We start from the raw sequence: 26,204 nt of genomic DNA, 5'->3' as shown, positions 1-26,204 counted from the left end.
GTCCGCGCCTTCGCCCCGATGCAAGCGTGACCGGCAGGGGCGCCCGCGCTTTCTCCGAGCATCGGGAACAACCCGCGTCAGCCTGCGCCTGCTCACATGCCTCTCCGACCAGGGGCAAGCCCTCGCAGCCGAGATGTCCCCGGGGACATGTCCCCGGCGTCAGCTCAGCGAGGCGCGCGGGCCTTGGCCGGCAGGTCGTCCCACTCGAGGTAGCTCTGGGCCATGTCGTACTCGAAGAAGGCCATGCGGCGGGTGTCGAGGACCTTGCGCATCAGATCCTTCGCGCCGGCCGTGTTGCCGCTGCGCCAGCGGCGGAGGCCCTCGTAGAAGTAGGCCTCCGCGCGCTCGCCGGAGTCGGACGCGCCGCGCAGCAGGTCGTCGAAGCTCAGCTTGCCCTGCGCGTGCTCGGCCAGGCGGGTCGGCCAGCGCTCGCCCTTGTAGGCCTCGAGGAACGCCAGCACCCCCGGGTCCTGCACCCGGTTCTGCCGCAGCGCCATCTCGTGCAGCCACAGCGCGAAGTACAGCTTGAGGCTGCCGCGCAGGTCCTCGCGCGGCGCCGCGGCGCGGAAGATCGCCAGCGCCTCCTCGTAGTAGCCGTGGCTGACGAGGAAGATCATCGGCTCGGCGTACGCCTCGGCGCGGCCGTCGGCGGTGTCGCGGGCCTGGCGGAAGTCGGCCACCGCCTGCTCGACGTCGCCGAGGTGGAACAGCAGCTTGCCGCGATCGATGAGCCGCGAGGCCCGCTCGCCCGGCGGGATGCTGGGGAACGCGATCAGCTTGTTGAGCTGGCGCAGCGCCGTCTGCATCTCCTGCTTGGCCTCGGCCTCCTTGCCCTCGCGGCGGGCGATCGCGGCCAGCTGCGCGCGGCCCTGGGTCTCCCAGCGCAGGCGCAGCAGCTGGTTGTCGAACGGCAGGCCGAGCAAGGTCTCGTAGTGGCGGCGGGCCTCGGCGACCTTGCCGTCCTTGAACTCGATGGTGCCGAGCAGGTCGAGCGCCGCCGGCTGCGGCTCGCCGCGGACGCTGCGCTGCAGCAGGTCCTTGGCCCGATCGACGCTGCCTTGCTCGTAGAGCGCCTCGGCGAGGGTGTACTGCGCCTCGGCCAGGCCGGGGCGGATCGGCCGGTCGCGCCACAGCTCGACCGCGCGGGCGTGGAACTTCTCGAGCTGGGGCATGCGCGCCAGCGCGGCGTCGAGGTCGATCGCGGAGATCCGCTCGAGGCTGGTCTGCTGCATCGAGGCCAGGTCCTGCCAGGCGTCGAAGATGTCCTCCTTGAGCTCGACGGTGCGGCGCAGGTGGGCGATCGCGGCGTCGACGAGGCCCTGCTTGCGCAGCGCGCGGGCCAGCAGCAGGTGGGCGAACGGATCGTCGGGGAAGCGCTGGACGGCCCGCCGCGACAGGTTCTCGACGATGCCCCAGCCCTGGGTGAGGAAGGCCGGGGGGATCCTTTCGGACATGTCCTCATCGTCAGGTAGGAACTGACGCGCCAGCTCGAGCAGCGGGCGCGCGCTCTTCTTGGCGTTGCGCGCGCCGTCGAGGTACTCCATCAGCTTGCGCGTCGGCATGTCGAGCTCGACGCGGGCCAGCGCCTGACCGGCGCCGTCGAAGTCGTCGGCGCGCAGGTAGAGGCGGGTGACGAGGTAGCCGGTGACCTCGGCCCGGTGGCGCGCCGCGAGCCCGAGCTCGAGGTTCTCGCTGCTGCTGGCGACCTCGATCGCGGCCTCGTAGCGGGCGACGTAGAGGTCGGTCAGGCGCTGGACCACGAACGGGGCCGGGAAGTCGGCGGCGATCTCCTCGAGCGACTCCTCGAGCTCCTCGTGGCGCAGCACCGGCTCGTCGGAGAACGGGCTGTTGCGCACCACCCAGCCCTCGATCTCGGTCCAGCTGGCGATGGCCCGCTTGCGCACGTCGTCGGCGCCGAACTGCTGCTCGATGGCGGCGGCGAACAGCGCCGGCGACTCGTTGCCGCGGCGCGCGGCGGCGACGTAGACCCGGTGGGCCGCGGCGCACAGGCCCGGCTCGATCTGGCGGGGGCCGCGGAGCTCGCTCGGTCGCCACAAGCCGGCCGCGAACTGCAGCGCCTCGACCGCCTCCTCGGGGCGGTCGTCGTCGAGCGTCTTTTCGATGTAGCGGACCAGGAAGTCGAGCAGGACCCGCCGGTAATCGGCGCGGGTGGAGCTGTTCTCGGGCAGCAGCGCGAACTGGTTGAGCGCGAGGGCGAAGTGGTCGAGGTCGGGGATCGACTTGGGCGCCTCGGGCGCCTGAAGCTCGCCGCGCGGGGTCCGGGCGCAGGCGGGCAACAACGGGGCGGCGGCGAGCACGAGCACGAGCCAGCCCGTGAGAGGCGAGATGCCGGACAGAGAGAGGCGCACGATGTTGAGTGTACGCAGACCCTCGTCCAGCGGCCACCCGCGTGCGCGCGTGAGGCGCTATTCGCGGCCGGGCGTGCGCTCGGCCCACCGCAGGGTCAGCATGAAGGTGTGCACCGCGCCGGTGTAGCGGCCGGCGTTGCTGGGGCGCCCGCGACCCGCGAGCACGAGCGCGGCGTCGTCGCTGTTGATGTCGCCCCCGCTCGCGGCGAAGCGGGTCGCGGCCGCCGGATCGAAGTCGCCAGGCCGACCGGTGCTGGTCGGCAAGTAGAGGTCGAAGCCGTAGCCCGGGACGATCTGCAGGTTGCTCGAGCCGACCCGGAGCGGCAGGCCGACGGTGATGCCCGCGCGCCAGCCGTCGTTGTTGCCGGCCTCGCGCGCGGACCTGCGGACCACCGGCGAGGAGAAGTGCCCGCCCACCACCGCCGCGAGGTTCGAGCGGGCCTGGTAGGTGGTGTAGATGTCGAAGCCGAACAGGTCCTGGTGGCCGCGGTAGCGCGTGCTCTCGGGCAAGAGCACGCTGTTGCGGTCGAGGCCGACCAGGCTGATGTGCTGGCTGCCCGGGTCGGCGCAGGTTCGCACGCCGGCACCGCGGCCGACGATGTCGTTGCAGAGGTCCATCCAGTAGAGGTTGGTGTCGATGTGCCAGAACCGGCCGCGATCGAGGACGAAGGCGGCCCCGAGCGCGGCCTCGCGGCTCACTCGCTGGGTGACGGTGGCGTCGATCGGGCTGGCGACGCTGCACGGCAGGACGTCGGAGTCGGTGCCCTCGGTGGTGTCGGGGCGGCACACCAGCGCGTCGCCGGCCAGCGTCAGTTCGCCGCCGCGCACCAGCGGACGCGTGCGGTAGCGCAGGCCCACGGTGACGCGATCGCTGAGGTCGAAGGCGAGGCCGAAGGTGAGCGCGACATCGAAGCCGGCCGGCCTGTCGTCGCGGTCCGGCAACCATCGCGTGCGCCCGTTGAAGCCGAGCCGCTCGGCGCACAGCGGGTTCTCGACCCGGTTGCAGCGCGGACCGTCGTCGCGGTGCTCGGACAGGACGGTGCTGTTGTCGTAGGAGAAGCGCTGGCGCAGGCGCGGCAGGTGGACGCCGATGCCGATCCGCAGGCTGGCGAGGATGTTCCAGGCGACGGCGATGGTGATGTCGGTGCGCTGGGTGGCGGCCCCGCCGTTTAGCTTGCAGTTGGGATCGTCGCGCCGGCAAAAGAGCGGCGGCCGTCCGTCTTCCTCGGGGGCGAGGTGCCAGCGCAGGCGATCGTCGCTGCTGTAGTGGATCTCGCTGCCGAGATCGTAGGCGCCGATCCCGACGGCGAACGGCTCGAAGTAGAGGCTGCCGGCCACGAAGTAGCCGCCGGTCGGGTTGTTGAGGTTGATTCGCGGGCCGAGCTCGCCGGTCGGCGTGCCGTCGGGCATGACGGCCTCGCGCCGGATCCACCGCTGATCGAGCCCGCCGGCGCCGCCGAACTGGAAGCGAAAGCCCTTCATTCCTGCGAGCATCGCCGGGTTATGGTGAAGGGCCGTCAACGAGCGGCTGGCAGGGCCCTGCGGCTCGGCGCCGCCGAGGCGCTCGGCCTGGCCGGGGGTGGCCCGGGCGAGCGCCGGCACCCCGACGACGCAGGCGGCGATGAAGCCGCAAACCGCGAATTGCGCGATTTTGCGCATCGGCGGACGGAGGCTTCGGAGGACTCGTGGTCCGTCCGAGGATCGTCGCCTCCGGTGCCGAGAGCGCATCGCGGGGGGCAGGATAACCCGATTCGACCGCGACGGCCGCAGTTGACCCGCGCGCCATCAACTTCTTAGGATGCCGGGGCGTACCGAGGACCACGCCCGCGCATTCGGGCGAGCACCTCGTGGGGGACGTGCATGAGCAAGACGCTGCGCCAGTTCCAATGTCGTGATGACCTCTGGGCCCGGGTCGAGGCCCTCGCCAAACGCCGTGGGATCGCCACAGACGATGTGGTCCAGGCGGCGCTGCTGCAGCTGTTCAAGGGCGCGGCCAAGGGCAAAAAGGACGAGAGCTCGGGCATGACGGCCGCACCCCCGGCCGGCCCCAACACGCCGCCGCGGTCGGTGCTGTCCACACAGCCACCCGGCGCGCCCGCCCGTCCGGCCTCGGCCCCGCTGGCGAGCGCTGCTCCGGTGCCGCGCCCGCCTGGCGTCCGCCCCCCGCCGTCGGGTCCGATGACCTCGCCGCCGCCGGGCCCCGCAGCGCCGCCCGCGAGCATCAGCTCGAGCCAGAATCGCGCCCCGAGTGCGCTGCCGCAGCCGCGCCTGCCCAAGCCGGCCACGGCACCGTCGACGCCCGTGCCGCCCCCGGCCTCGATCCCCGCGGCCCCGCCGACCCTCGGCGCTCCGGCCCCCGGCAAGGTCGCGCCGTCGCTGCCGCGCCCGCCGACGGGGGCCTCGCGCCTGCCGCCGCCGACCGGCGCGCCGATCAGCAAGCCGCGCCCGCTGTACGTGCTGTTCGAGGGCCAGTGGTACGAGATCGACAAGGAGGAGTTCGTGATCGGCCGCGGTCAGAAGTTCTCCGACCTGGCGATCAAGGACGCCAACATCTCGCGCCGCCACGCCTCGGTGGTCCGCCGCGGCAACGACTACTTCATCAAGGACCTCGGCAGCACCAACGGCATCGAGTTCGAGGGCCAGCGCGTCGACAACCACAAGGTCAACGACGGCAGCGTGTACTTCCTGTGCGACCACGAGCTGCGGTTCACGTTCACGCCGCCGAGCACGGCGACCTGACCTGAGAGACCTGTCTCTCGCGACCTGAACGATCGGTCATCGTGCCGCCGCGCGACAGCGAGGCCGGCGAGCTCGGCGCTCTGCCGGGCGTCGGCCCCAAGACCGCCGCCAAGCTGGCCGCCCACGGCGTGCACACGCTCGCCGACCTGGCCCGCGTGGTGCCGACCGGCTACCGCGACCGTCGTCACCGCACGCCGCTGACGCAGGCGGCCGACGGGGCCGAGGCCGCGGTGGTGGCGACGATCCGCAAGTTCTCGCAGCGGTTCTTCCGCGGCCGCTTCTTCGCCGGGCTCGACTGCGTGGTCGAGGAGGGCGGCCGCGAGGTCGGGCTGCAGTGCCAGTGGTTCCACCGCGTCGGCGGCCTGGCCGAGCGGGCGCAGGCCGGCAAGCGGGTGCTGCTGGTCGGCCGCGTCAGCCGCAAGAAGGGCAAGCTGGCGCTGATCCACCCCGAGATCCGCGACCCCGAAGCGCCGGGCCCGGCGATCTCGGTCCGCTACCCGGAGGTCGAGGGCGTCGGCGAGGCGACTCTGGCCAAGCTGTGTCGCGCGGCGATCGAACGGCTCGCTCCGTCGCTCGTCGACCCGCTGCCGCCCGAGCTGCGCGCGCGGCTGAATCTGATGGGGCTGGCGCCGGCGCTGACGCTGCTGCACGCGCCCGACGAGGCGCTGCCGCCGGAGGACATCGCGGCGCTGCAGGCCGGGCGCTCGCCGGCGCACCGACGCATGCTGTTCGAGGAGCTGCTGGTGGCCCAGGTGGCGCTGCTCCGCCGCCGCGCGGCCGCGCAGGCGCTGCCGGTGACCGTGACGCTGCTGCCGGGCGAGGGCACCCGCCGCGAGCAGCTGCGCGCGTGCGTGCCGTTCGAGCCGACGCGGGCGCAGTGGGGGGCGATCGACGAGATCGAGGCTGACCTGACGCGGCCGCGACCGATGCTGCGGCTGCTTCAGGGCGACGTCGGCTCGGGCAAGACTCTGGTGGCGTTCGCCGCCGGCGCGGGGATCGTGGCGGCGGGCGGGCAGGTGGCCTGGATGGCGCCGACCGAGATTTTGGCGCAGCAACACGTGGCGACGCTGCGCCCGTGGTGCACGGCGGCGGGGATCCGGCTGGCGCTGCTGACCGGATCGATGACCCGCAGCGAGCGCGCGGCGGTGGCCCGGGCTGCCGCCGCCGGCGCGGTGGACCTGGTCGTCGGCACGCACGCGCTGCTCACCGAGGACGTGCAGTTCGCCCGCCTCGGCCTGGTGGTGGTCGACGAGCAGCACCGCTTCGGCGTGCGCCAGCGGGCGCTGCTGCGCGACAAGGGCCGGGCGCCGCACTTGCTGGTGCTGACCGCGACGCCGATCCCACGCACTCTGGCGCTGTCGCTGGTCGGCGAGCTCGACGTGTCGACGCTGCGCGAGGCGCCGCCGGGCCGCCGCCCGCCCGACACGACGCTGATGGCCGGACCGGTGGCGCGGGCCCGCTTCCGCCTGGCGGAACATGTCCGCCGGGACATGTTTCAGGGCTTCGTGGTGTGCCCGCAGATCGAGGCCGGCGCGCGCGAGGCCAGCGACGTCGACGAGGCGGCGGCGGAGCTGCGCGGGCTGCTGCCGGGCAAGCGCATCGAGGTCGTGCACGGCCGCGTCGACCCCGAGCGCCGCGCGGCGGTGATGGCCGAGTTCCGCGCGGGGACGATCGACGTGCTGGTGGCGACGACGGTGATCGAGGTCGGCGTGGATGTCCCCGAGGCCAGGTTCATGCTGATCGAGCACGCGGAGCACTTCGGCCTGTCTCAGCTGCACCAGCTGCGCGGGCGGATCGGCCGCGGGACGGCGACGTCTTGGTGCCTGCTGCACACCGGCGCGGAGGCCGGCAGCGCGGCCGCCCGCCGCCTGCAGGTGCTGGCCGACACCAGCGACGGGTTCACTGTGGCCGAGCGCGACCTGGCCGAACGCGGCCCCGGCGAGCTGTTCGGGCTGCGCCAGGCCGGCCGGGTGGCGTGGGCCGGCCTGGCCGGCGAGGGCGTGGCGCTGCTCGAGGCGGCCCGCACCGCCGCGAGCGAGCTGCTGGCGCGCGATCCGGGCCTGGCCGCGCACGCAGAGCTGCGCGCGCGCGTGGAGCGGCACGCGCGACCCGAGGCCGGCGACGCGGGCTGAGGGCGTTCGCTCGCGCTGGCCGGAGGCAGCGGTCGCGCGAAGGCAGGGCGTACCTGGCACGCGCGACCCGAGGCCGGCGACGCGGGGTGAGGGTGTTCGCTCGCGCTGGCCGGGAGGCAGCGGTTACGCGAAGGCAGGGCGTACCTGGCACGTGCGACCCCCACGAAGGATGCCCCATGGGTCAGGTTCATTCGAGCATGTTCTTTTTGACATGCTGTTTAATACATGGACAAATAGACATGTCCACGAAGACATGTGCAAATGGCCAAGTTGAATCGCACCTGCGCGAAGCGCCAGGGCGCCCCCGGCCCGTCAGCGGATCGTCGCGGGCACCCAGGTGTAGAGCAGCCAGAAGTAGGCGGCGAGGGCGACGGTGAAGCCGGCGAGGTAGAGCGGGCCGATCGTCCGCCAGCGGTCGCGCGCGCGCGCCTCGGTGAGGCGGACGACGCCGGCGCGATCGAGGGTGCGGGCCAGCTCGGGGCGCTCGTCGGCCGGAACGTTGAGGTCGACCAGCAGGCGCGGCAGCAGTTCGCCGCGCAGGCGCTCGATGGCCGCCCAGGCGTCGTCGGCGAGCGCGGGGTCGGGGCTGTGGAGCGCTCGCACGATCCCGGGGACTTCGTAATAAAAGGCGGTGACGAAGCCCGACATGCCGACGACGAAGGCGACCAGGTTGAGGCTGATGTAGAACGGGTCGTCGCGGCCGAGGAACATCAACAGGTAGACGTAGAGGAAGGCGAGGTAGAGCGAGACCAGGCGCCCGGCCCAGGTGAGGAGCCAGCGGTGGAGCACCTCGCGGCGGTAGCCGGCGGCCAGGGCGTCGACGCGCGCGGACATGGCCTCAGGCGAGACCGGCGAGGCCCGCCCCGAGCAGGCCGACGTCGGTGTTCTTGACCACGGCGACGTGCATGCCGCGGAGCAGCGGGCTCATGCGACCCTTGTCGCCGAAGGCGGCGATGAACCGCCCGTCGCGCATCCGCGGCAACAGCTTGCCCGCGATCCCGCCGGCGACGAACAGGCCGCCGGTCGGCAGGACCTTGAGCGCGAGGTTGCCGGCCTCGGCGCCGTAGAGGTCGACGAAGATGTCGACGGCGCGCACGCAGGCGGGGTCGTCGCCGGCGAGGGCGCGAGCGCCGATGACGCTGCCCGGGTCTTCCACGGCCATGCGCGCGCGGGTGTCCGAAAGTTCAGGTTCGAGGCCCTCGGCGACGACGAACTGATAGGCGGTGACGAGGCCGGGGCCGGACACGATCCGCTCGTAGGAGACGCGGTGGTGCCGCTTCCACAAGAAGCGGAGCAAGGCGATCTCGAGCTCGTTGCGCGGGGCGAGGTCGCAGTGGCCGCCCTCGCTGGCGACGAAGCGCGGGCCCGCAGGGGTGGGCAGGAGCACGGCCTCGCCGAGGCCGGTGCCGGCGCCGATCAGGGCGATCGGGCCCGCCGGATCGCGCTCGCCGGCCTGCAAGACCTCGAGGTCGGCGGGGCCGAGGACGCGCAGGCCGAGCGCGACTGCAGCGAAGTCGTTGACGAGCGCGACCGTGTGCAGGCCGAGCTCGGCGGCCAGAGCGTCGGCGTCGATCTGCCACGGCAGGTTGGTGACCCGACTGCGCCGATCGACCACCGGCCCGGCGACGCCGAAGCCGGCGCGGGTGATGTCGGGGACGTCGGCGCGGGCCAGGAAGTCGCGCACGATCGGCGCCAGGCCGGGGTGATCGGCGCTCGGGTAGCGCTGGCGCACGAGGACGTCGAGGCCACCGTCCGGCCGCTGCTCGAGCACCGCGAGCAGAGTCTTGGTGCCGCCGATGTCGCCCGCGAGGACACGCATGCGCCACGGATAGCACGTCGCCAGCACGAGCGCGAGCGGCGGCCAGCCGGGCGAACGCGGGCCGGAGACGCGCGACGGGGGTCCCGCTTCGTGTACGGACGCGATGCGCCACGAGCGACGAGACCCTGCGAGCAAGGCGCATGGGGGAGCTCGCCGCGGCCGAGGTCCGGTGCTTCGACGACGTCGGCCCCTGAGACCGTCGCCGAGAACAGGAACGGCAGCATGCCGGCGACCAGCCTCAGGGTTGGTGAGCTGCAGCTCCTCGCCCGGCTCGAACGCGACGTCGCGGTGGACGAGTCGGTGCGATCCGGCCGGTCTCTCCGCGTTCGCAGATCCTGGACCTGCCGTTCCTGGCAGACGCGCCGCGCTCAGCTGCGCTTGGAACTGCCGTCGCGGGGTGCAAGGCGCCGGGACGCGAGGCGCCGGACAGCGCCAGGTCTCCAGCGGGATGTCCTTTGGGGCATGTTATTTTGGACCCTCGGGTCGGTGGCGTGGGGCCGGGCTTCACGTCCTCCGCAGCCGGCGACGACCGCCTGCGCCGCGTTCGCGGCGAGCCAGGGGCGCGAGTCGGCGTTCGCTGCGAGCGACGGGCCGGCGAGAGCGGGTCTTCGGTCTGTCTCTCGGGTCATGTCGATACGGACAGGGCAAGCTGTCCTTTGCGACATGCCCTGCAGGTCAGCGCGGGCGGGCGTCCATGGTCGCGTCGAGGGCGATCCGGCGCGGGGCGGCGCCGGCGAACCGGACTTCGGCCCAGTCGCCGTCGACGCTGAGGGTGGCCTCGGGGAAGGCGTCGCCGGCCAGCGGAGCCTCGAGGGTGAGGCGGTGGAGGTTGTTGTCGCGCGCGCGGGCGAGGAGGACGAACTGGGCGGTGTCGCCGCGGGTGCCGCTGGCGATCAGCTGGGCCCGTGGGAGGGCGCCCTGGCCGCGGCGCCAGTCGTCCACGAGGGCGACCTGGAAGGCCGGCAGGTAGCCGGCCTGGAACCGCTCGCCGTCGCGGGCGACGACCTGATACCAGCGCAGGCAGACGCGCTGCGGCTCGCCGACAGCGCCCGGCAGCGGCGGCGAGCGGTCGTCGCAGCGGTCGAGGGCGCCGAGCACGAACAGGCTGCCGGACCGGCGCGCGAGGGCGAAGCGCTCGCCGGTCGGCGGGACCCGGGCGGCCGGGGCGGCGAACAGCGGGGCGCGGTCGGGGACCAGCGCGGCGGGGATCCACGAGAGATCGGGCGGCAGCAGCTCGGCCTGATCCTTGGGCCACTGGACGGTGCGGGTGCCGCCGTCCGGGCTGCGGCCCTGGACCGTGAGCGCGACCAGGACTGCGCCGTGGTTCGGCAACAGGTCGCCGCCGGGCACGGGGGCGGGCGGCTGGCGCAGGGTCCGGTCGCGCGCGGACCCGACGACGGCCGCGAAGGCCCAGCGCGCGACGAACCGCATGGCGTCGTGAATGGTGGCGACCTGGCCGACGACGGCGCCCACCGAGGTCGGTGCGCCCTCGACCGAGGTGCCGAGCGACATCGCCTCGGTGGCCGCGAGGACGCCCGGGCCGGGGCCGAGCAAGTGGGCGCCGAGCCAGTAGCCGCCGCTCGTGGGCGCGGCAGGCGTCGGCGGGGGCGGTTCGGCCCCGGCTGTCGCACAGAACAGGGCGCACAGGACAGGCGCGATCGGCCAGGTCCTCGAGGACAGGCAGCGCGGAGCCGGGCGAGCGCTCATGACGGGCCGAGGGTACCGCAAACCCGCGTGAACGGGATCTGGCGGCTCGCCCGACCGAGCCAGGATCGACGGAGCGCAAGGTCCTGTGCGCGTCCGGCGGCGAACGCGACCCCGGGTGTGAGGATCCCGGGCTCGGGATGGAAGCCGAAGGGGAGGACCGCCCCGAGCGCGACGGGTCGGCGATCTGCGGCCTCGGGCGACCGGAGGGCGGTCTGCAGAAGTGACGAGGAGCAGGTGAGCTCGCAGTGAGGCGGCCGACGCCGCGACGGCGCCGACTCCGGCGGGCTCGACCTCTGCGAAGGCCGCGAGAGGTCGAACGACGCCGGGCCGGCGGCCTCGGCTAGGAAGCCGACAGGACGCCGGCCCTCGGTGAGGACGCGCTTCCCGGGCGGGGCTGCGCGCCGAGGGCGGCGTGTCAGGCGGGCAGAGCCGCGAGCAGGGCGTCGGCGTGGCCGGCGACCCGGACGGGGCTGTGGACGGCTTCGATGCGGCTGTCGGGGCCGATCACGAAGGTGCTGCGGATGATGCCCTGGACCTTGCGGCCGTACATCTGCTTCTCACCGTAGGCGCCGTAGGCGGTGGCGACCTGGTTCCCCGGGTCGGACAACAGCGGGAAGTTCAGGCCGTACTTGGACCGGAACCTGGCGTGGGAGGCGAGGCTGTCGCCGCTGACGCCGAGCACGGTCACGCCGGAAGCGGCGAAGCGGGCCTGACGGTCGCGGAAGTCACACGCCTCCGTGGTGCATCCGGGGGTGTTGTCGCGGGGGTAGAAGTAGAGGACGGCCCGCTGCCCCGCCAAGTCGCGCAGGGCGTAGGTCTTGCCGTCGTCCGCCGCGAGCGAGAAGGGCGGCGCGAGATCGCCGGGCTTCAGCGCAGGGCCTATTTCTTCCTCCTCTTCGGAGCGGCTCGGCGCTGCCTTCTTGGCCGGAGCCCGCTTGGCGGCCTTCTTGGCCGGAGCGGCCTTGGCGGCCTTCTTGGCGGCCGTCTTCTTGGCGGCCTTCTTGCCCGCCTTCTTGGCCGGAGCGGCCTTGGCGGCCTTCTTGGCCGGGGCGGCCTTGGCGGCCTTCTTGCCCGCCTTCTTGGCCGGAGCGGCCTTGGCGGCCTTCTTGCCCGCCTTCTTGGCGGCCTTCTTGGCCGGAGCGGCCGGGGCCGGGGCGGCCTTCTTGGCGGCCTTCTTGGCGGGGGCTTTCTTGCTGGCGGTCTTCTTGCTGGAAGCGCTGGTAGTGCGAGGTGGCATGGCTCTCCGTGGCGTTGAGTTGTTCAGCCACGGCGAGTCTACAGACACAGCATCAAAGAACAACCAGCGGCGACGATGTCGCCGCCGCGTCGAGGCGCCTGTCGGCTCGACCGTCGCAACGCTGAAATGTCGCCAGCCACACGCGCTCGTGCGCAGGTCCCGTCCGATCGGACAGGTCGCGTACGGATGGTGATCGAGGCGATATCTCGTCGATCGAGGCAGGGATCGATCCGCGTGCCGGCGCTGCTTCGCCGGGCGGCGCGGCGAATGTCGAGGTCCCGATCCGACGGTCGAGCAGGCGACGACGCGTGCTCGGAGGGTGGGAGAGATCCGGCTGCGAGCCGCAGCCATTCGCGGCCGCCGAGCGGTCGCAAGCCTCCTCACGGGTGCCCGCACGAGGCCCGCGCGAGGGCCCGGCGGCGGGTCGCGGCCGGTGCGGCGAAAAGGCGCGGCCGCGAGTGTCGGGCGCTTCCACCTGCAGGCGGGCGCGGCGGGGCCTGGCGGCCGCTCCCGCCGCTGGCCGCGCGGACCGCCGGCGCCGCGCTTTACACGGGCGCAGGCGGCCGGCTAAAGTGGCGACCGAGCTCAGGATCTTCGATATGTCCGCACTGCGATCGTCCCTCGGTGTTCTGGCCAGCGTGATCGTCCCCCTGTCGCTGATGTGCTCCGGCTGCGGGGGCGACGGGAAGACCCTGGCCGAGAAGCTGGCTGAAGACCCCGAGAAGAAGATCCTGGAAGACGCCGGCTACGTGAAGAAGGAGATCAAGCGGCCGCCCGCAGGTCTCCCGCCGCCGAGCGACGAGGAATTCAAGGCCTGGGACCGCAAGGACCCCGAAGGCGAGAAGCACCTGCACAAGTTCGACAAGGCGAACTTGAAGAAGATGCTCAACTACTTCGGCGAGCTCGAGTGCTTCCGCGACGAGATGAAGAAAGAGGGCGCCAAGGGCGCAGGTGCGGAGCCGGGCAGCCCGACCGAAGAGCAGTGGTACCAGTTCAAGCAGAACTTCATCCCGCTGGTGAACACGTGGCAGCAGCGGCTGTTCGCCAACGAGCCGCGGATCCTCGAGAAGTCGAAGTTGATCGGCCACTTCCTCGAGGCGCACGAGCTGGTGATGCACGGCTACCCCGACGCGTTCAACAACAACGACCAGAACGCGGTCGCCCAGGCCGACGCCCACTGGCTCATCATCGAGAACAAGATCACCAAGTACCTGAAGAACATCACCGACGAGCCGCTGCCGAAGCCGGATCTCAACGATCCGAAGCAGAAGGAAGCCCACGACAAGTTCTGCCTGGCGGCCCTGAACCCGCCCAAGAACACCGGCAAGGCCAAGGTGAAGCACGTCGGCGGCGGCGGACGCGGCACCAAGAAGCTGAACATGGGCGAGGACTGAGCATGGCTGCCGCGCCAGCTTCGGCGCCGGGTTCAGGCCCCGCGCCTGGACCGGCCACGAGCGCCCGCCCCGACGCCGACGCCGAGGCGCTGATGCTCGAGCTCAGCCACGATCTGATGTCGCCGTACTGCCCGGGGCGGACGATCGCTACCTGCCCCTCGCCGCAGGCGCGCAAGCTCGAGGCGCAGATCCTCGACCAGGCGCGCAGCGGCCAGTCGCGCGAGGACATCGAGCAGACCCTCGTGGCGCGTTTCCCCGACATCCGCGGCTACATCGGCCGGCCGGAGCTCGTGTGGGGCACCGCCGTCGGGGCGCTGGTGGCGTTGACGCTGCTGTTCTTCGCCGCCCGTCGCTGGGTGCGAGGGACGCAGCGCACGGCGGCGGCGGCGGCCTCGCCGGACGCGGCCGCGGTGGCGGTGCCCGGCGCCGCCCGACGCGCCTCGGGGGCCGCGGGGAGCCCCGGCAACCCCTCGCAGCGCGAAATCGATGCTCTCGACGACGCGCTCGACCGCGTTGACGAGTTCTAGCACGCCGGCCTGCGCCCGCCGGGGCCGACTGTCCCGGCTGCAGGTCTTGAGCGGGCGAGGGCTCCGCGGTAAGAGCGGTCTGTGCTGACGGTAGTAGTCCACGAAAAGGGCGGCCAGACCCAGCGATTCGCGTTCGCAGGCGAGGAGTTCTCGATCGGCCGCGAGGACGACAACGACCTCGTGCTCGATCGCGTCAATGTCTCGAAGCATCACCTGTGCTTCCGCAAGGTCGACGGCCGCATCGAGGTCGTCGACCTCGAGAGCACCAACGGCACCTACCTCAACGGCCGCAAGGTCCAGAGCCCGCGGACGGTCCGTCGCACCGACCGCGTCTACGTCGGCGACTACATCCTGATGCTCGACGGCGAGGACACGGCCCTCGTGCCGTCGTCGGCCGACGACAAGCGCCGTCGCGAGCAGGACGACACCGGGCTCGTGACGTCGGCGCAGCGCGTGGCCGCGGCCGGGGTCGAGAGCACGTACCTCGACGGCCTGGCGGCGCAGATCCACCAGACGCTGCTGAAGGCGGTGCCGCGGATCGACCCGATGACCTCGGGCGAGGTCGGCGAGGAGGAGCGCAAGGAGGTCATCGAGCTGGTCGACGGGATCCTGGCCGACTTCCGCGACTCGCAGCAGATCGAGGCGACCGTCGACGTCGGGCCGTTCCGCGAGCGGATCCTGCGGGAGATCCTCGAGTGGGGTCCGCTCGGCGACCTGATGCGCGACGACTCGGTGCGCGAGATCCAGGTCGTCGGCACCGCGCCGATCCACATCGTCCGCGACGACGGCAACGGCGAGCGGCTCGAGCTGCGCTTCACCGGCGAGCGCGCGCTGCTGATGGCGATGCAGCGCATGTGCAAAAAACGCGGCCTGTGGGTCGAGGGCGCCCACATCATCGAGGGCATCGTCGATCACGGCTTCTACCTCTACGCCTTGCTGCCGCCGCACCCGGCGCGCCAGTACGTGATCAGCCTCCGGCGCATGCGCACCGACGCCAACAACCTGACCGCGCTGGTGCAGGAGGGCGTGCTCTCGGCCGACATGCGCGAGTTCCTGGTCGCGGCGCTCAAGTCGTGCCGCCGCGTGCTGGTGTGCGCCTCCGGCGGGGTCAACCTCGACCGCTTCATGCGCGCGCTGGTCGGCGAGATCCCCGAGTCGCTGCGCGTCGCGTGCATCTCCGACTCCGGCCGGCTCGGCAGCTCGCGCAAGGGCTGGGTCCCGGTGCGCCGCTTGACCGAGGCCAACGACAAGCTCGAGCTCGGGCCGGTCCTCGGGGTCCTGCTGCGCGGCGGGCTCGACCTGCTGATCTCGCAGCAGTGCAGCCACCAGGACGCCGCCGCGGTGATCGACGCGCTGGCGGGGGCGAGCCGCGGGGCCGTGGTGTCGCTGTGGGGTATCAACACCGCCCACGCGCTGTCGCGCCTGGCCGCGCTCGGGACCGCCTCGGGCGGCGCGGTGCAGGGCCTGACCCTGTCGCTGGCCCACGCGATCGACGTGGTCATCCGCCTCAACAGCGGGGTCAACCTCGAGTCGATGCAGGTGATCGAGATCATCGAGCCCGACACCCGGGCCGACAGCAGCATCGAGTACCGCCAGCTGTTCGTCACCACCAAGTCCGAGGACGGCGCGACCGAGTTCAAGGACACGCCGGCGCTGCAGCAGGTGCTGCGCAAGATGATCAACCAGGGCGGCGAGGTGCCGCAGCGGCTGCTGCGCGGCTGAGCGGGCCGAGAGGCCATGTCGCTCGGGCCATGTCCTCCTGGACATGGCCTTTGTCGCATGTCCGAACGGGCCTGTCCTGATGGACAGGTCAGCCGCGCCAGGGCGCGAAAGACCCGCGGAGCGGCTCGGGCGAGCTGCGCCGCGGGTCGACAGGGCGGGCTGGCTCAGCCGAGCTGCTTGTTGAACTCGGCGACGGCGGCGCCGCCGAGCTGGCCGGCGATCTTCTCGATCAGGGCGCGCTCCTCGTCGGAGACGGTGCCCATGTTGAGGAAGCCGCCGCTGGCGCCGGCCACCTGGACGCAGAGGTCGACGATGTTGGCGGCCCGGGCGCCGCCGACGGCCTCCTTGAGCACGGCGAGCGTCTGGTCGAGGAAGGTCTGCGACGGGCGCTCCTCGAGCAGGCTCTCGATGGTGCGGAACGCCTCGGTGCCGGGCAGGACGCCGCGGCCGTGGAGGACGTCGAGGATGGCGGTCCGCTCCTTGCGGCTGACCGAGCCGTCGGCCCACGCGACGTGGATGAGCGGCAGGAGGTCGAACACCTTGAGCTTGTCGCCGGTGAAGCCGAGAGCGGCGATCCGGTCGGACAGCGAGAGCTGGTCGTTGGCGCGGTCGTCGCGGAGCTCGCCGGCAGCCTTGTCGAGCTGCTCGCGGAGCTGCTCGCGGAGCTCCCGCTCGCGCTGCTGGAAGTACGCGTCTTCGTTGTCGCTGGGCGTGACGGACATGCGCCTGGGACGCTACCAGGGGCCCACAGCTTGTCAATTGGATCCGGCCGACACGCCAGGGCGCGAGCGAGCGCCCGGCTGAGCCGGCCGGAGCGGGGCGGGCTTGCGGCGATGCGGACGCCGATCAGCCCGGAGGCATGGTGGTGGGCTTGCCGGTCGGCTCGCAGCCCCACTTGAAGTTGTCGAGGAACACGTAGCTGTCGAGGATCGAGTCGCTGATGTCCATGATGGCGAACACGACCGTGATCGTCTCGCCCGGGCTGACGCCGGCGGTGGTCTGCAGCCAGTTCGTGCCGGCGTGCTGACGCATGCAGGTGTTCTGGAACTGCGGGATCGGGTTCTGACCGGTGGGGTCGTCCTTGAACTCGAGGAAGCCGGCGTTCAGCGAGATCGGGTTGCCCTGCTGGTCGAACGAGATGTTGCCGGTCCACTTCTCCGACTCGAGCCAGCCGATGTACATGTCGTTGTAGGGCGACTGGTAGTAGAAGGGGTACTCGACCGAGAAGAACGCGAAGTCGTAGCTGAACGAGGTCACGTCGGGCGGCACCTGCATGACGAAGCGCAGCTCGGTGTAGTCGTTGGCGCCGAACTGCTGGAACTGACCCTGGATGGTGTTCGAGCAGTCGCCGCTGCCGAGCAGCGCGGGGTTCTGCGTGCAGTCGCCGCCGACGTCGTTGGTGCGCAGCGGCGGGGGCAGGTTGTTGCCGGGGTCGAAGTTGCCGACGTCGTCGTTGCAGTGCGTGGGGCCCTCGTTGTCGTCGAAATTCGGGGTCTGATTGTTGAGGTCCGAGACCAGGCCGCTGCCGATGACGGCGTAGGAGGCCCCTTCGCGCGGGTTGAAGGTGCCGCCCTGACCGAACACGTAGCGGACGCCGATCGCCCCCGGGGAGCCCGACTTGGTGGCCGTGACCTGCAGCTCGCCCGGACAGTTGAGGCCCATGGCGAGGAAGGGATCCTGGGTCCCGTTGTCGCACGGCACGTGGTCGGGAATGCTGCACATGCAACCAGGGTCGTTGGGGTTGTCGCACGGCTCGACGCCCGTGTCGGCCATGCCGCCGTCGGGCGAGGCCGCGAGGTCGAACTTCGGGCCGGCGGTGCCGGGGCTGGTCGTGGTCACGGGCTCGCTGGTGACCCCGTCGGTCGCGCCGTCCGTCCCGCCCGTCTCGCTGGTGCCGCCGCCGTCGCTCTCGCCGCCGCTCGGCAGGGTCGTGGGGAGCGTGAGGATCCCGGAGCCGCCAGGTAACGTGGTCGCCGAATCTCCAGCATCCTTGCTCTCACAGGCGGTGAGGGCGCTCATCCCCGTGAGGCCGGCAAGAACAACGTTGAGGCTCAATTTCCGCATGAAGCCACGGTACCCGGGTCGCCCGGAGCGCCAACAACCAAAATCCGCGACGAGGCGGCTCAGGCTGGTCCACGGGCCCATGGACGGCAGCCGCCCCCAAGGCGCCAGAATGCTCCAAAGCGCTGTTTGGCAGGTATTCACCGCGAGGGGCAAAACCGCCTGCGGAGGCATCGGGGATGAGGTGATCGGACTCACGACATGTGGGACGGTCCGATCAACTCCAGGTCGCGACGACGTCTCCCTGCTCGCAACCGGCGGCGAGCGGTGGGGCGTGGATGTTCTTTCGAGCATGTCGCCGAGGACATGTGCGAAAAGGCAGGACGTTCACGCGGCCTCGTCCTTGAGCCAGGCGCACAGGGTCGAGCGCGGGACGTCGAGCTGCGCGGCGGCCTTGCGGATCGATCCGGCCTCGCGCACCACCAGCTCGAGCATGCGGCGGTGCATGGCCGCGTAGGTGCCGCGCGGGACGGGGAGCGCGTCGGCGGGGCCGGAGGCGAGCGCCGAGGGCCCGGCGGGGAACAGCTCGAGCGGGCCGAGCGGGCCGTCGTGGACGGCGGCGGCGCGCAGGAGGACGTTGCGGAGCTCGCGGATGTTGCCGGGGAAGCGGCGGAGCACGGCGGCCCGGAGGCCCTGCTCGGTGAGGCGGACGGGGCGGCCGAACTCGGCGGCCAGCTCGGCGGCGAAGTGGGCCAGGAGCTCGGGGATGTCGCCCGGCCTTTCGGCGAGGCCGGGGACATCGACCGCGAGGACGCCGAGGCGGTGGTAGAGGTCGCTGCGGAACCGGCCCTCGGCGACGAGGCGCTCCATCGGCTGGTGCGTGGCCGAGACGACGCGGACGTCGATCGCCTGCTCCTGCTCGCCGCCGACGGGGACGACGCGGCGCGTCTCGAGCACGCGCAGCAGCTTGGCCTGGAGTCCCAGCGGGAGCTCCGCGATCTCGTCGAGGAAGAGGGTGCCCCGGTGGGCGCGGACGAACGCGCCGACGTGGGCCCGCGCGGCGCCGGTGAAGGCCCCGCGCACGTGGCCGAACAGCTCGCTCTCGAACAGACCCTCGGGGATGGCGCCGCAGTTGACGGCGACGAACGGGCCGGCGGCTCGCGGACCCTCGACGTGCAGGGCCCGCGCGGCCAGCTCCTTGCCGGTGCCGGTCTCGCCGCGGAGGAGCACGGCCTGGGCGAGGCCGGCGAACTTGCGCAGGCGAGCGAGCATGTCCTGAAAGACAGCCGAGCTGCCGATCATGCCGGGCGGGTTGGGCAGGCGCGGCCGCGGGGCGACGCCCTGGGCGACGACGGTGGCCTGAAAGCCGCCGAGGCCGAGGCGCACGCCCGGCGCGAGCCAGGCGCGCTGGACCCGGACGCCGTCGACGTAGGTGCCGTTGGTCGAGCCGAGGTCCTCGATCATCATGCCGCGCGCGTCGCCGCCGATCCGCGCGTGACGGGCGGAGACGGTGGGATCGCCGATCCGCAGGTCGGCCGAGGGCGCGCTGCCGACGAGGATGATGCGGGCCGGGTCGAGCGCCACGGGGCCGCCCGCGCGGTCGAGGTCGAGGGCGAGGGCGCGGGCCGGCGCGGCCGAGCGCGGTTGGAGGTGGAGGGTGGTGACTTCGGAGGACGCTTGCACACGAGTAGGTCGGTGCGAGCCGCCCATGTTTTGCAGCGCGCGCGAAAAATTGTTGCGGCGCTTCAAGGCGCGGGGGCGGCGCGGCGCGGACGCAGGCGCAACATGGCCTCGCGCGCGTCGTCGGGAGCCTTGCACCACACGGCGCAGTGGCCCGCGCGCGTCGACTCGACGCCGCGTTCACAGTCGGGCACGCCGGCGCGGACGATGTACTCGCCGAGGTGAACGAGGAAGTGACGCGCGGTGCCCTCGGCGTCCGGACCGTAGTAGTCCCAGTAGAAGATCGTCACGCGCGCGAGTGTGACGAAGACGCACGCCGGCGACAACACGGGCGCGCTGCCGGGGCCGGTTTGACGGGCCCGGAGGCTCCGCGTAGCCTGCGTTCGTGCGCAACACGTGGCTTAAACATGGGGTGCTCGCAGGTGCGGTCGTGCTGACGGCGGCGCTGGCGGCGTGCGGAGACAGCGGCGGCGACACGAATTCGGCCTCCAACTCGAACAGCCAGAGCCAGGGCACGAGCGAGGGCTCGGAGCCGACGAGCGAGGGGTCGATGTCCGGCTCGATGTCGGAGACGGAGCCGACCGAGGGGGGCATGAGCGCGTCGGGGACCGGCACGACCGACATCAGCGGCAGCATGAGCGACGGCGAGACCCAGGGCGGCGGCGGCTCCGGCAACGAGACGGAGGGCATGTCCTCGGAGACAGGTCAGGAGAGCCAGGGCGGCTCGGGCGGCTCGACCTCGACGTCGACCGGCGAGGTGCCCGGGACCACGGCCGAGCCGGTCGACTGCGAGGCGGCGCTGACCAAGGACGAGTGCGTCATGCTCGGCTGCATGCCCATCGAGGGCCAGGCGTTCGAGTTCGACGGCGCGATCTGGTGCCTCAACGATCCGCTCAGCTTCCTCGGCTGCCTGCCGCAGATGGGCTGCGACGACGCGATCACCACGGTGTGCAAGGGGCAGAACACCTACCAGTTGCCCAGCGGGTGCTTCCCGGACAGCTTCAAGACCTGCGACCCGCCGCCCGATCCGGGCATGGACGGCTACCCGAGCTGTTGAAACGACGACGCGGCCGGCGGGAGACCCCGCGGCCGCGTCTCGCTCGAGAACCTCGGGCTCAGTCGTTCGTGACCTGGGCGCGCATGTACTCGCGGTTGAGCAGCTCGATCGCGTCGAAGCTGATCTCCTTGGGGCACGCCTCGGAGCACTCGCGGTGGTTGGTGCAGGCGCCGAAGCCCTCGTGGTCCATCTGCTCGACCATGCGCAGCACGCGGCCGCGGCGCTCGACCTGGCCCTGCGGCAGCTTGACGAGGTGGCCGACCTTGGCGCCGGTGAACAGCATCGCCGCGGCGTTGGGGCAGGCGGCCACGCAGGCGCCGCAGCCGATGCAGGCGGCGTAGTCCATCGCCTCGTCGGCGTTCTTCTTGCCGATCGGGGTGGCGTTGGCGTCGACGGTGACGCCGGTGTTGACGGACACGAAGCCGCCGGCGGCGACGATGCGGTCGAACGAGCTGCGGTCGACCACCAGATCCTTGATCACCGGGAACGCCTTGGCGCGCCACGGCTCGATCGTGATGGTGTCGCCGTCCTTGTAGGTGCGCATGTGCAGCTGGCACGCGGTGGTGCCCTTGCGCGGGCCGTGCGGGCGGCCGTCGATCACCATCGAGCACGAGCCGCAGATGCCCTCGCGGCAGTCGTGGTCGAAGGCGACCGGGTCCTGGCCATCCTTCGTCAGCTTGGCGTTTAGCACGTCGAGCATCTCGAGGAACGACATGTGCTCGTTCACACCCTCGAGCTTGTAGGTCTGCATCGACCCGGGCGTGTTGGCGCTCCGCTGGCGCCAGATCTGCAGGGTGAGGGTCATCGTCTTCGACATATCAGGCGTAGCTCCGGGTCGCGAGCTTGACGTTCTTGAACTCGAGCGGCTCCTTGTTGAGGCGCGGCGCGCTGCCCTCGCCGGTGTACTCCCACACCGCGGCGTACGAGTAGTTGGCGTCGTCGCGCAGCGCCTCGCCGTCGGGCGTCTGGTACTCCTCGCGGAAGTGGCCGCCGCACGACTCGTTGCGCTCGAGCGCGTCGAGGCACATGAGCTCGCCGAACTCGAGGAAGTCGGCGACGCGGCCGGCCTTCTCGAGCCACGGGTTGAGCTCCTCGTTGGCGCCGGGGACCGCGACGTCCGACCAGAAGCGGGCCCGGATCTCGGGGATCTTCTGCAGCGCGATCTTGAGGCCCTCGGCGGTGCGGCCCATGCCGCAGTAGTCCCACATGACGAGGCCGAGCTCGCGGTGGAACTCGTCGACGGTGGTCCGGCCCTTGATGCCGAGCAGGCGGGTCGTCTGCGCGCGCACGCCGGCGAGGCAGCGCTGGACCTCGGGGTGCTCGACCGTGATCTTGGGCAGCTTGGCCTGCGCGAGGTAGTTGCCGATGGTGTACGGGATGATGAAGTAGCCGTCGGCCAGGCCCTGCATCAGCGCGCTGGCGCCGAGGCGGTTGGCGCCGTGGTCGGAGAAGTTGGCCTCGCCGAGCACGTGCAGGCCGGGGACCGTGCTCATGAGGTTGTAGTCGACCCACAGGCCGCCCATCGTGTAGTGGACGGCGGGGAAGATCCGCATCGGCGTCTTGTAAGGATCTTCGCCGGTGATCCGCTCGTACATCTCGAACAGGTTGCCGTAGCGATCGGCGACCACGTTCTGGCCGAGGCGGCGGACGGCGTCGGCGAAGTCGAGGTAGACCGCCATCTTGCTCGGGCCGACGCCGCGGCCCTCGTCGCACACGGCCTTGGCCGCGCGCGAGGCGACGTCGCGGGGGACGAGGTTGCCGAAGCTGGGGTAGCGGCGCTCGAGGTAGTAGTCGCGCTCGTCCTCGGGGATCTGCTCGGGGCGGCGGGTGTCGCCCTTCTGCTTGGGCACCCACACGCGGCCGTCGTTGCGCAGCGACTCGGACATCAGGGTGAGCTTCGACTGGTAGTCGCCGCTGACCGGGATGCAGGTCGGGTGGATCTGCGTGAAGCAGGGATTGCCGAACCCGGCGCCGCGCTTGTAGGCGCGGTAGGTGGCGGTGACGTTGCTGCCCTTGGCGTTGGTCGACAGGTAGAAGACGTTGCCGTAGCCGCCGGTGGCCAGGACCACCGCGTCGCCGACCCACCCGCGCGTCTCGCCGGTGACGAGGTCGCGGGTGATGATGCCGCGGGCCACGCCGTCGATGACGACCAGGTCGAGCATTTCGTGGCGCGCGTACATCTTGACCTTGCCGGCGCCGATCTGGCGCTCGAGCGCCTGGTAGGCGCCGAGCAGCAGCTGCTGGCCGGTCTGGCCGCGGGCGTAGAAGGTGCGCGAGACCTGGGCGCCGCCGAAGGAGCGGTTGGACAGCAGGCCGCCGTACTCACGGGCGAACGGGACGCCCTGGGCGACGCACTGGTCGATGATGTTCACGCTGATCTGCGCGAGCCGGTAGACGTTGGCCTCGCGCGCGCGGAAGTCGCCGCCCTTCACCGTGTCGTAGAACAGGCGGTAGATGCTGTCGCCGTCGTTCTGGTAGTTCTTGGCGGCGTTGATGCCGCCCTGCGCGGCGATGCTGTGGGCCCGGCGCGGGCTGTCCTGGAAGCAGAAGCAGTCGACGTTGTAGCCGAGCTCGGCCAGGCTGGCCGCCGCCGACGCGCCCGCGAGGCCGGTGCCGACGACGATGATGTTGTACTTGCGCTTGTTGGCGGGGTTCACCAGCTTCATCTCGAAGCGGTGACGGTCCCACTTGCCCTCGATCGGGCCGTCCGGGATTTTGGCGTTGAGATCCATGGCGGTGCGGTGGAGCGAGGGGCGTTAGAGGTGGACGAGGCCGGCCTGGACGGCGATCGGGAAGGAGAGGTTGCCGAGCACGACGACGGCGGCGATGGCCCGGCCGATGTTGATGTTGCGCTCGCGCGCGGCTGTCCCCTTGGACAGGCCGAGGGTGTGCAACATGCTTGCGACCGCGTGGCTGAGGTGCATCGCCAGCAGCAGCTGGGCGACGACGTAGGTGCCGGCGATCAGCGGGTTGGTGAAGCCGCGCACGAACATGCTGTAGACGTCGTGGCGGACCATCTCCGGCGGGAGCTTGGCCAGCAGCTGCTCGTTGTCGTTGCGCACCCACGTCTGCGTGGCGACGTCGAGCACCTCGTGCAGGTTGAAGTCGGCCGGGTTGGTGACGCCGACGGTGAAGTGCAGCAGGTGGTAGACGATGAACGCCAGGACCACGGCGCCGCTCAGCAGCATGAAGCGGGCGGCGCTGCTGGTGACGCGGTAGCGCCGCGGCACCGCGTACTCCTGCGGACGGGCGGCCGTGTTGAGCCCCTTGAGCCGGATGGCCGCGAACACGTGCAGCACGAGGCCGACGAGCAGGACGGCGCGCACGCCCCAGAGCAGCGCAGGCGTGCCCTTGAGCGTCTGCGCGTAGTGATTCATGGTGTCGGGCCCGAGATAAATCTGCAGGTTGCCGAGCATGTGCACGACGAGGAAACCGACCAGGATCACGCCGGTCGTCGCCATGACGATCTTGGCGCCAATCGTGGATCGGGCGAGGGTGCTCAGGCGTCCGGGCCGCTTCGCGTCTGTCATGGGATTGTCCGGTTGAGGGCGACCAGGTCGCGGCGGAAGGCCGTTCCGGGCCTGGACGCAAGGGGCAGATAGCACAGTCGCACGGCGTTGGCTCCGTCAAAGCGCGGTCTGCGGTCGTGTGCATGCGCAAGCGCCAGCGCACCGCGCGGACCGCCGGCGAGGGCCGTAGCAAAGCCGCGGACGTCGCCGCCGCAGAACGGGGTGCAGCGGCAAAATCGCCCGGATCCGCGCGACGGGCAGGCGAGGGGGCGCCGACTCGGCGACCGCCGGAGGCCTTCGCGTCAGTGCACTCGGATGCGTTCGGCCGGGGTCCAGCTCAGCTCGAAGTGGCCGAGCATGACCGGCTCGTTGTGGCGGAGGCGGACGACGCTGTGCGACGGGCCCTCGGTCTCGTGGCCGGGGCGCACGCCGTTGGTGCTGGCGAGATCGTAGACGAGGAGCGAGTTGGGGCCCTCCTCGGTGACCAGCGCGTGGACGCGGGACAGGTTGCGACCCGAGCCCGCGAGCGAACAGCGGTCGCTGTAGCGGCCGATGAGGAGGCCGCGCTGCAGCTGCTCGCTGTCGACCTCGAGCTCGCGCGAGGCCTCGGCCCCGCGCTGTGACTTCGACTTGAGCGAGCGTAGGCGCAGGATGCCGCGCGGCTGCGGGCGGGCGTCGACGTCGATCGGGCGATAGCCGCCGAGCTGCGCCACGCTGGGCTCGGCCATCGCCGAGATGGCGAGGCGGATGCCGCCGCCGTCGCGGTCGATACCGGTAAGGCGCTGAAAGGCCTGATCTGTGGTGCCCTCGAGCAACGACAGGCCCGCGGGACCGCCGGGCAGCACGACCAGACCGGTGCGCCCGAACGACAGCGCGACGTGGCCGAGCGCCGAGAAGCCGGGCACGCGCTTGCCGTCGGCGAGGACGATGCCGGCGCGACCGCCGAGGTCATAGCCCCGCAGACGCAGGGCACCCTGGCCGGGCCACGCGGTGAGCAGGATGTGGCGCAGGCTGACGCGGGAGTCGTGCGGAATGGATAGGGTACAGCGGTTATGGCGGCCGAATACGAGGGCGTAGGGTAGGCTCTCGGGCCGACGGATGGCGCGCTGGCCGACCGGAAAGCCGAGCTCGTTGGTGACGACCACCAGGGTGTCACCGGTCGGCGTGCTGCGGACCATCTCGGCGACTACCCCGCGAGCCCGCCCGAATACGTCGATGAGGTCGATCGGCCGGGTGTCGCCGCGCAGATCGGCGTCGATATCGCGATCACTCTCGTCGTCGTCCGCGGCCAGGGGGCTCATCGCGCGGTCGTACGGGTCGGGCCGTTTGCTGCTCACGGACCAGCAGCGTAAGCGACGGTGGCCGCGAGCGCTATGCAAATTGTCGCCGCCGGGCGGCTTCAGGCGCCTGGCGGGGCACGCCCGCGGGCGGAAACAGCCGAGCGGGCGAGGCCCCGCGACAGGGTCCGAGGTGCGCCGGCTCCGACGCCCGTGGCCCCACAATTCTCACGTCTCGCGACGGTTTATGCGCACGATGCAAGAGCGCCGTCCAGACCTGTCCCAAGGGACGATCGAAAGGTCTGGGTATGGCCCCAGGGCGGCGTGCAAGGCCGTGCGACACGGCGCTCGCATGTGAGCTCGCGTCCGTTGACCACCCGCATCTCGCGTGGTAGATGCCCGCCGCTTCTCGGATCTGCCAGCGCGCTCGCCAAAGCCGCCGGAAACTCTCGGGCCGAAGGACTTGCGGCCCCCCCGGCGGTCCCGGCCGCGCCTGAGCCAGCGCCCCGCATCGCTCCGCTCCGCCAGCCTCACGGCCCGCGGGCGGCCCCCCGAACAAGCTCACGGCCCCATGCACGCAACTCTCTTCGCCGCAGCAGCCGCTCCCGTCGTCGACATCGACGGCACGATCTTCATCCAGGCAGGCATCTTTCTCCTGTTGATGGCGATCCTCTATCCGCTGCTGTTCAAGCCGTGGCTCGCCACGCAGGCACGGCGCGAACAGGCGATCACCGGGACCACCGCGGCTGCGACCGATCTCCGGGCCCGCGCCGACGAGGAGGGGCGTCGCTACGACACCCGGCTGGCCGAGGCCCGCGCCCGGGCCGCCGGGATCCGCTCCGACGCTGTGAAGGGCAGCGAGGCCGAGCGCCAGCGCCAGCTCGCCGAGGCGCGCGCCGCCGCGGGCAGCGAGTCCGAGGCCCAGCGCGAGCGCCTGGCCAGCGAGGCCGAGGCGGCGCGTACCACCCTGGCGACCCGGGTCGAAGAGCTGGCCCAGGACATCGCCACCAAGCTACTCGGGAGGACGGTGTGAC

The 26,204-nt window shown here is 71.7% G+C and carries 21 protein-coding genes; 7 read left to right on the top strand and 14 right to left on the bottom strand.

All coding sequences use genetic code 11. The annotated features are described in order from the left end of the window. Window positions 1-164: 164 nt before the first annotated feature. The gene (locus tag O0S08_RS22880; protein ID WP_269041348.1) at window positions 165-2,369 is read right to left on the bottom strand and encodes a tetratricopeptide repeat protein; all 2,205 of its coding nucleotides are present in this window, start codon (window positions 2,367-2,369) and stop codon (window positions 165-167) included. 57 nt (window positions 2,370-2,426) lie between these two features. Next, complete coding sequence (locus O0S08_RS22875; RefSeq protein WP_269041347.1) at window positions 2,427-4,028, bottom strand: hypothetical protein; 1,602 nt, start codon at window positions 4,026-4,028, stop codon at window positions 2,427-2,429. Between the two features lie 201 nt (window positions 4,029-4,229). Between O0S08_RS22875 and O0S08_RS22870 the strand changes: the two genes are divergently transcribed. Then, window positions 4,230-5,108 (top strand): FHA domain-containing protein, encoded by an 879-nt coding sequence (locus tag O0S08_RS22870; protein WP_269041346.1) that lies wholly within the window; start codon window positions 4,230-4,232, stop codon window positions 5,106-5,108. A gap of 41 nt (window positions 5,109-5,149) precedes the next feature. Continuing rightward, entirely contained in the window at window positions 5,150-7,240 is a 2,091-nt protein-coding gene (locus tag O0S08_RS22865) for an ATP-dependent DNA helicase RecG (protein WP_269041345.1), read from the top strand. Window positions 7,241-7,552: 312 nt separating this feature from the next. On the opposite strand, the gene O0S08_RS22860 is transcribed toward O0S08_RS22865, so the two are convergent. The 4 genes from O0S08_RS22860 to O0S08_RS22845 all read right to left on the bottom strand — a co-directional run bounded on the left by O0S08_RS22860 (window position 7,553) and on the right by O0S08_RS22845 (window position 12,003). After that, window positions 7,553-8,074 carry a hypothetical protein gene (locus tag O0S08_RS22860; protein ID WP_269041344.1) on the bottom strand — a complete coding sequence of 174 codons (522 nt, stop codon included), beginning with the start codon at window positions 8,072-8,074 and terminating at the stop codon, window positions 7,553-7,555. Window positions 8,075-8,078: 4 nt separating this feature from the next. Further along, complete coding sequence (locus tag O0S08_RS22855) at window positions 8,079-9,059, bottom strand: glucokinase (RefSeq protein WP_269041343.1); 981 nt, start codon at window positions 9,057-9,059, stop codon at window positions 8,079-8,081. Window positions 9,060-9,734: 675 nt separating this feature from the next. Continuing rightward, window positions 9,735-10,766: a hypothetical protein gene (locus tag O0S08_RS22850; protein WP_269041342.1), complete on the bottom strand. Its 1,032-nt coding sequence runs from the start codon at window positions 10,764-10,766 to the stop codon at window positions 9,735-9,737. Window positions 10,767-11,181: 415 nt separating this feature from the next. Then, window positions 11,182-12,003, bottom strand: a complete 822-nt coding sequence (locus O0S08_RS22845; protein WP_269041341.1) for a peroxiredoxin — start codon at window positions 12,001-12,003, stop codon at window positions 11,182-11,184. A gap of 599 nt (window positions 12,004-12,602) precedes the next feature. Here O0S08_RS22845 and O0S08_RS22840 point away from each other — a divergent pair. The 3 genes from O0S08_RS22840 (at window position 12,603) to O0S08_RS22830 (ending at window position 15,646) form a co-directional block, all read left to right on the top strand. Continuing rightward, window positions 12,603-13,397 (top strand): hypothetical protein, encoded by a 795-nt coding sequence (locus O0S08_RS22840; protein WP_269041340.1) that lies wholly within the window; start codon window positions 12,603-12,605, stop codon window positions 13,395-13,397. A 2-nt stretch (window positions 13,398-13,399) separates the two neighbouring features. Then, entirely contained in the window at window positions 13,400-13,924 is a 525-nt protein-coding gene (locus O0S08_RS22835; RefSeq protein WP_269041339.1) for a cytochrome c-type biogenesis protein, read from the top strand. Between the two features lie 81 nt (window positions 13,925-14,005). Then, window positions 14,006-15,646, top strand: coding sequence for an FHA domain-containing protein (locus tag O0S08_RS22830; RefSeq protein ID WP_269041338.1), 1,641 nt, complete (start codon window positions 14,006-14,008; stop codon window positions 15,644-15,646). Between the two features lie 164 nt (window positions 15,647-15,810). Here O0S08_RS22830 and O0S08_RS22825 read toward each other — a convergent pair whose 3' ends face one another. The 4 genes from O0S08_RS22825 to O0S08_RS22810 all read right to left on the bottom strand — a co-directional run bounded on the left by O0S08_RS22825 (window position 15,811) and on the right by O0S08_RS22810 (window position 19,617). Next, window positions 15,811-16,368 (bottom strand): tellurite resistance TerB family protein, encoded by a 558-nt coding sequence (locus O0S08_RS22825; protein WP_269041337.1) that lies wholly within the window; start codon window positions 16,366-16,368, stop codon window positions 15,811-15,813. 124 nt (window positions 16,369-16,492) lie between these two features. After that, complete coding sequence (locus O0S08_RS22820; RefSeq protein WP_269041336.1) at window positions 16,493-17,710, bottom strand: choice-of-anchor L domain-containing protein; 1,218 nt, start codon at window positions 17,708-17,710, stop codon at window positions 16,493-16,495. Between the two features lie 324 nt (window positions 17,711-18,034). Continuing rightward, window positions 18,035-19,330, bottom strand: coding sequence for an FHA and sigma-54 interaction domain-containing protein (locus tag O0S08_RS22815; RefSeq protein WP_269041335.1), 1,296 nt, complete (start codon window positions 19,328-19,330; stop codon window positions 18,035-18,037). Window positions 19,331-19,392: 62 nt separating this feature from the next. Further along, window positions 19,393-19,617: a hypothetical protein gene (locus tag O0S08_RS22810; RefSeq protein ID WP_269041334.1), complete on the bottom strand. Its 225-nt coding sequence runs from the start codon at window positions 19,615-19,617 to the stop codon at window positions 19,393-19,395. 95 nt (window positions 19,618-19,712) lie between these two features. Here O0S08_RS22810 and O0S08_RS22805 point away from each other — a divergent pair, with 95 nt between their 5' ends. Continuing rightward, on the top strand, window positions 19,713-20,384 hold the full coding sequence (locus O0S08_RS22805; RefSeq protein WP_269041333.1) for a hypothetical protein: 672 nt from the start codon (window positions 19,713-19,715) through the stop codon (window positions 20,382-20,384). 58 nt (window positions 20,385-20,442) lie between these two features. Here O0S08_RS22805 and O0S08_RS22800 read toward each other — a convergent pair whose 3' ends face one another. From O0S08_RS22800 to O0S08_RS22785, 4 genes are all read right to left on the bottom strand, one after another. Continuing rightward, window positions 20,443-21,189: a succinate dehydrogenase/fumarate reductase iron-sulfur subunit gene (locus O0S08_RS22800; RefSeq protein WP_269041332.1), complete on the bottom strand. Its 747-nt coding sequence runs from the start codon at window positions 21,187-21,189 to the stop codon at window positions 20,443-20,445. 13 nt (window positions 21,190-21,202) lie between these two features. After that, window positions 21,203-23,116 carry a fumarate reductase/succinate dehydrogenase flavoprotein subunit gene (locus O0S08_RS22795; protein WP_269041331.1) on the bottom strand — a complete coding sequence of 638 codons (1,914 nt, stop codon included), beginning with the start codon at window positions 23,114-23,116 and terminating at the stop codon, window positions 21,203-21,205. A 24-nt stretch (window positions 23,117-23,140) separates the two neighbouring features. Beyond that, a complete protein-coding gene (locus tag O0S08_RS22790) occupies window positions 23,141-23,914 on the bottom strand; it encodes a succinate dehydrogenase cytochrome b subunit (RefSeq protein ID WP_269041330.1) in 774 nt (257 codons plus the stop codon). Between the two features lie 281 nt (window positions 23,915-24,195). Beyond that, window positions 24,196-25,230 carry an FHA domain-containing protein gene (locus tag O0S08_RS22785; protein ID WP_269041329.1) on the bottom strand — a complete coding sequence of 345 codons (1,035 nt, stop codon included), beginning with the start codon at window positions 25,228-25,230 and terminating at the stop codon, window positions 24,196-24,198. A gap of 511 nt (window positions 25,231-25,741) precedes the next feature. On the opposite strand from O0S08_RS22785, the gene O0S08_RS22780 reads away from it, so the two are divergent. After that, complete coding sequence (locus tag O0S08_RS22780) at window positions 25,742-26,203, top strand: F0F1 ATP synthase subunit B (protein ID WP_269041328.1); 462 nt, start codon at window positions 25,742-25,744, stop codon at window positions 26,201-26,203. The last annotated feature ends 1 nt before the right edge of the window (window position 26,204 follow it).

The organism is Nannocystis punicea (assembly GCF_026965555.1).
Taxonomy (GTDB): Bacteria; Myxococcota_A; Polyangia; order Nannocystales; family Nannocystaceae; genus Nannocystis; species Nannocystis punicea.
The sequence above is the reverse complement of the archived record's forward strand: the minus strand, read 5'-3'. Positions and strand labels throughout refer to the sequence as shown.

Excerpts from the sequence above, each read along its gene's own strand:
- O0S08_RS22855 (WP_269041343.1), bottom strand. The coding sequence starts at position 9,059 with ATGCGTGTCCTCGCGGGCGACATCGGCGGCACCAAGACTCTGCTCGCG.
- O0S08_RS22870 (WP_269041346.1), top strand. The coding sequence starts at position 4,230 with ATGAGCAAGACGCTGCGCCAGTTCCAATGTCGTGATGACCTCTGGGCC.
- O0S08_RS22835 (WP_269041339.1), top strand. The coding sequence starts at position 13,400 with ATGGCTGCCGCGCCAGCTTCGGCGCCGGGTTCAGGCCCCGCGCCTGGA.
- O0S08_RS22845 (WP_269041341.1), bottom strand. The coding sequence starts at position 12,003 with ATGCCACCTCGCACTACCAGCGCTTCCAGCAAGAAGACCGCCAGCAAG.
- O0S08_RS22820 (WP_269041336.1), bottom strand. The coding sequence starts at position 17,710 with ATGCGGAAATTGAGCCTCAACGTTGTTCTTGCCGGCCTCACGGGGATG.
- O0S08_RS22780 (WP_269041328.1), top strand. The coding sequence starts at position 25,742 with ATGCACGCAACTCTCTTCGCCGCAGCAGCCGCTCCCGTCGTCGACATC.
- O0S08_RS22875 (WP_269041347.1), bottom strand. The coding sequence starts at position 4,028 with ATGCGCAAAATCGCGCAATTCGCGGTTTGCGGCTTCATCGCCGCCTGC.
- O0S08_RS22795 (WP_269041331.1), bottom strand. The coding sequence starts at position 23,116 with ATGGATCTCAACGCCAAAATCCCGGACGGCCCGATCGAGGGCAAGTGG.
- O0S08_RS22790 (WP_269041330.1), bottom strand. The coding sequence starts at position 23,914 with ATGACAGACGCGAAGCGGCCCGGACGCCTGAGCACCCTCGCCCGATCC.
- O0S08_RS22800 (WP_269041332.1), bottom strand. The coding sequence starts at position 21,189 with ATGACCCTCACCCTGCAGATCTGGCGCCAGCGGAGCGCCAACACGCCC.
- O0S08_RS22850 (WP_269041342.1), bottom strand. The coding sequence starts at position 10,766 with ATGAGCGCTCGCCCGGCTCCGCGCTGCCTGTCCTCGAGGACCTGGCCG.
- O0S08_RS22825 (WP_269041337.1), bottom strand. The coding sequence starts at position 16,368 with ATGTCCGTCACGCCCAGCGACAACGAAGACGCGTACTTCCAGCAGCGC.
- O0S08_RS22860 (WP_269041344.1), bottom strand. The coding sequence starts at position 8,074 with ATGTCCGCGCGCGTCGACGCCCTGGCCGCCGGCTACCGCCGCGAGGTG.
- O0S08_RS22840 (WP_269041340.1), top strand. The coding sequence starts at position 12,603 with ATGTCCGCACTGCGATCGTCCCTCGGTGTTCTGGCCAGCGTGATCGTC.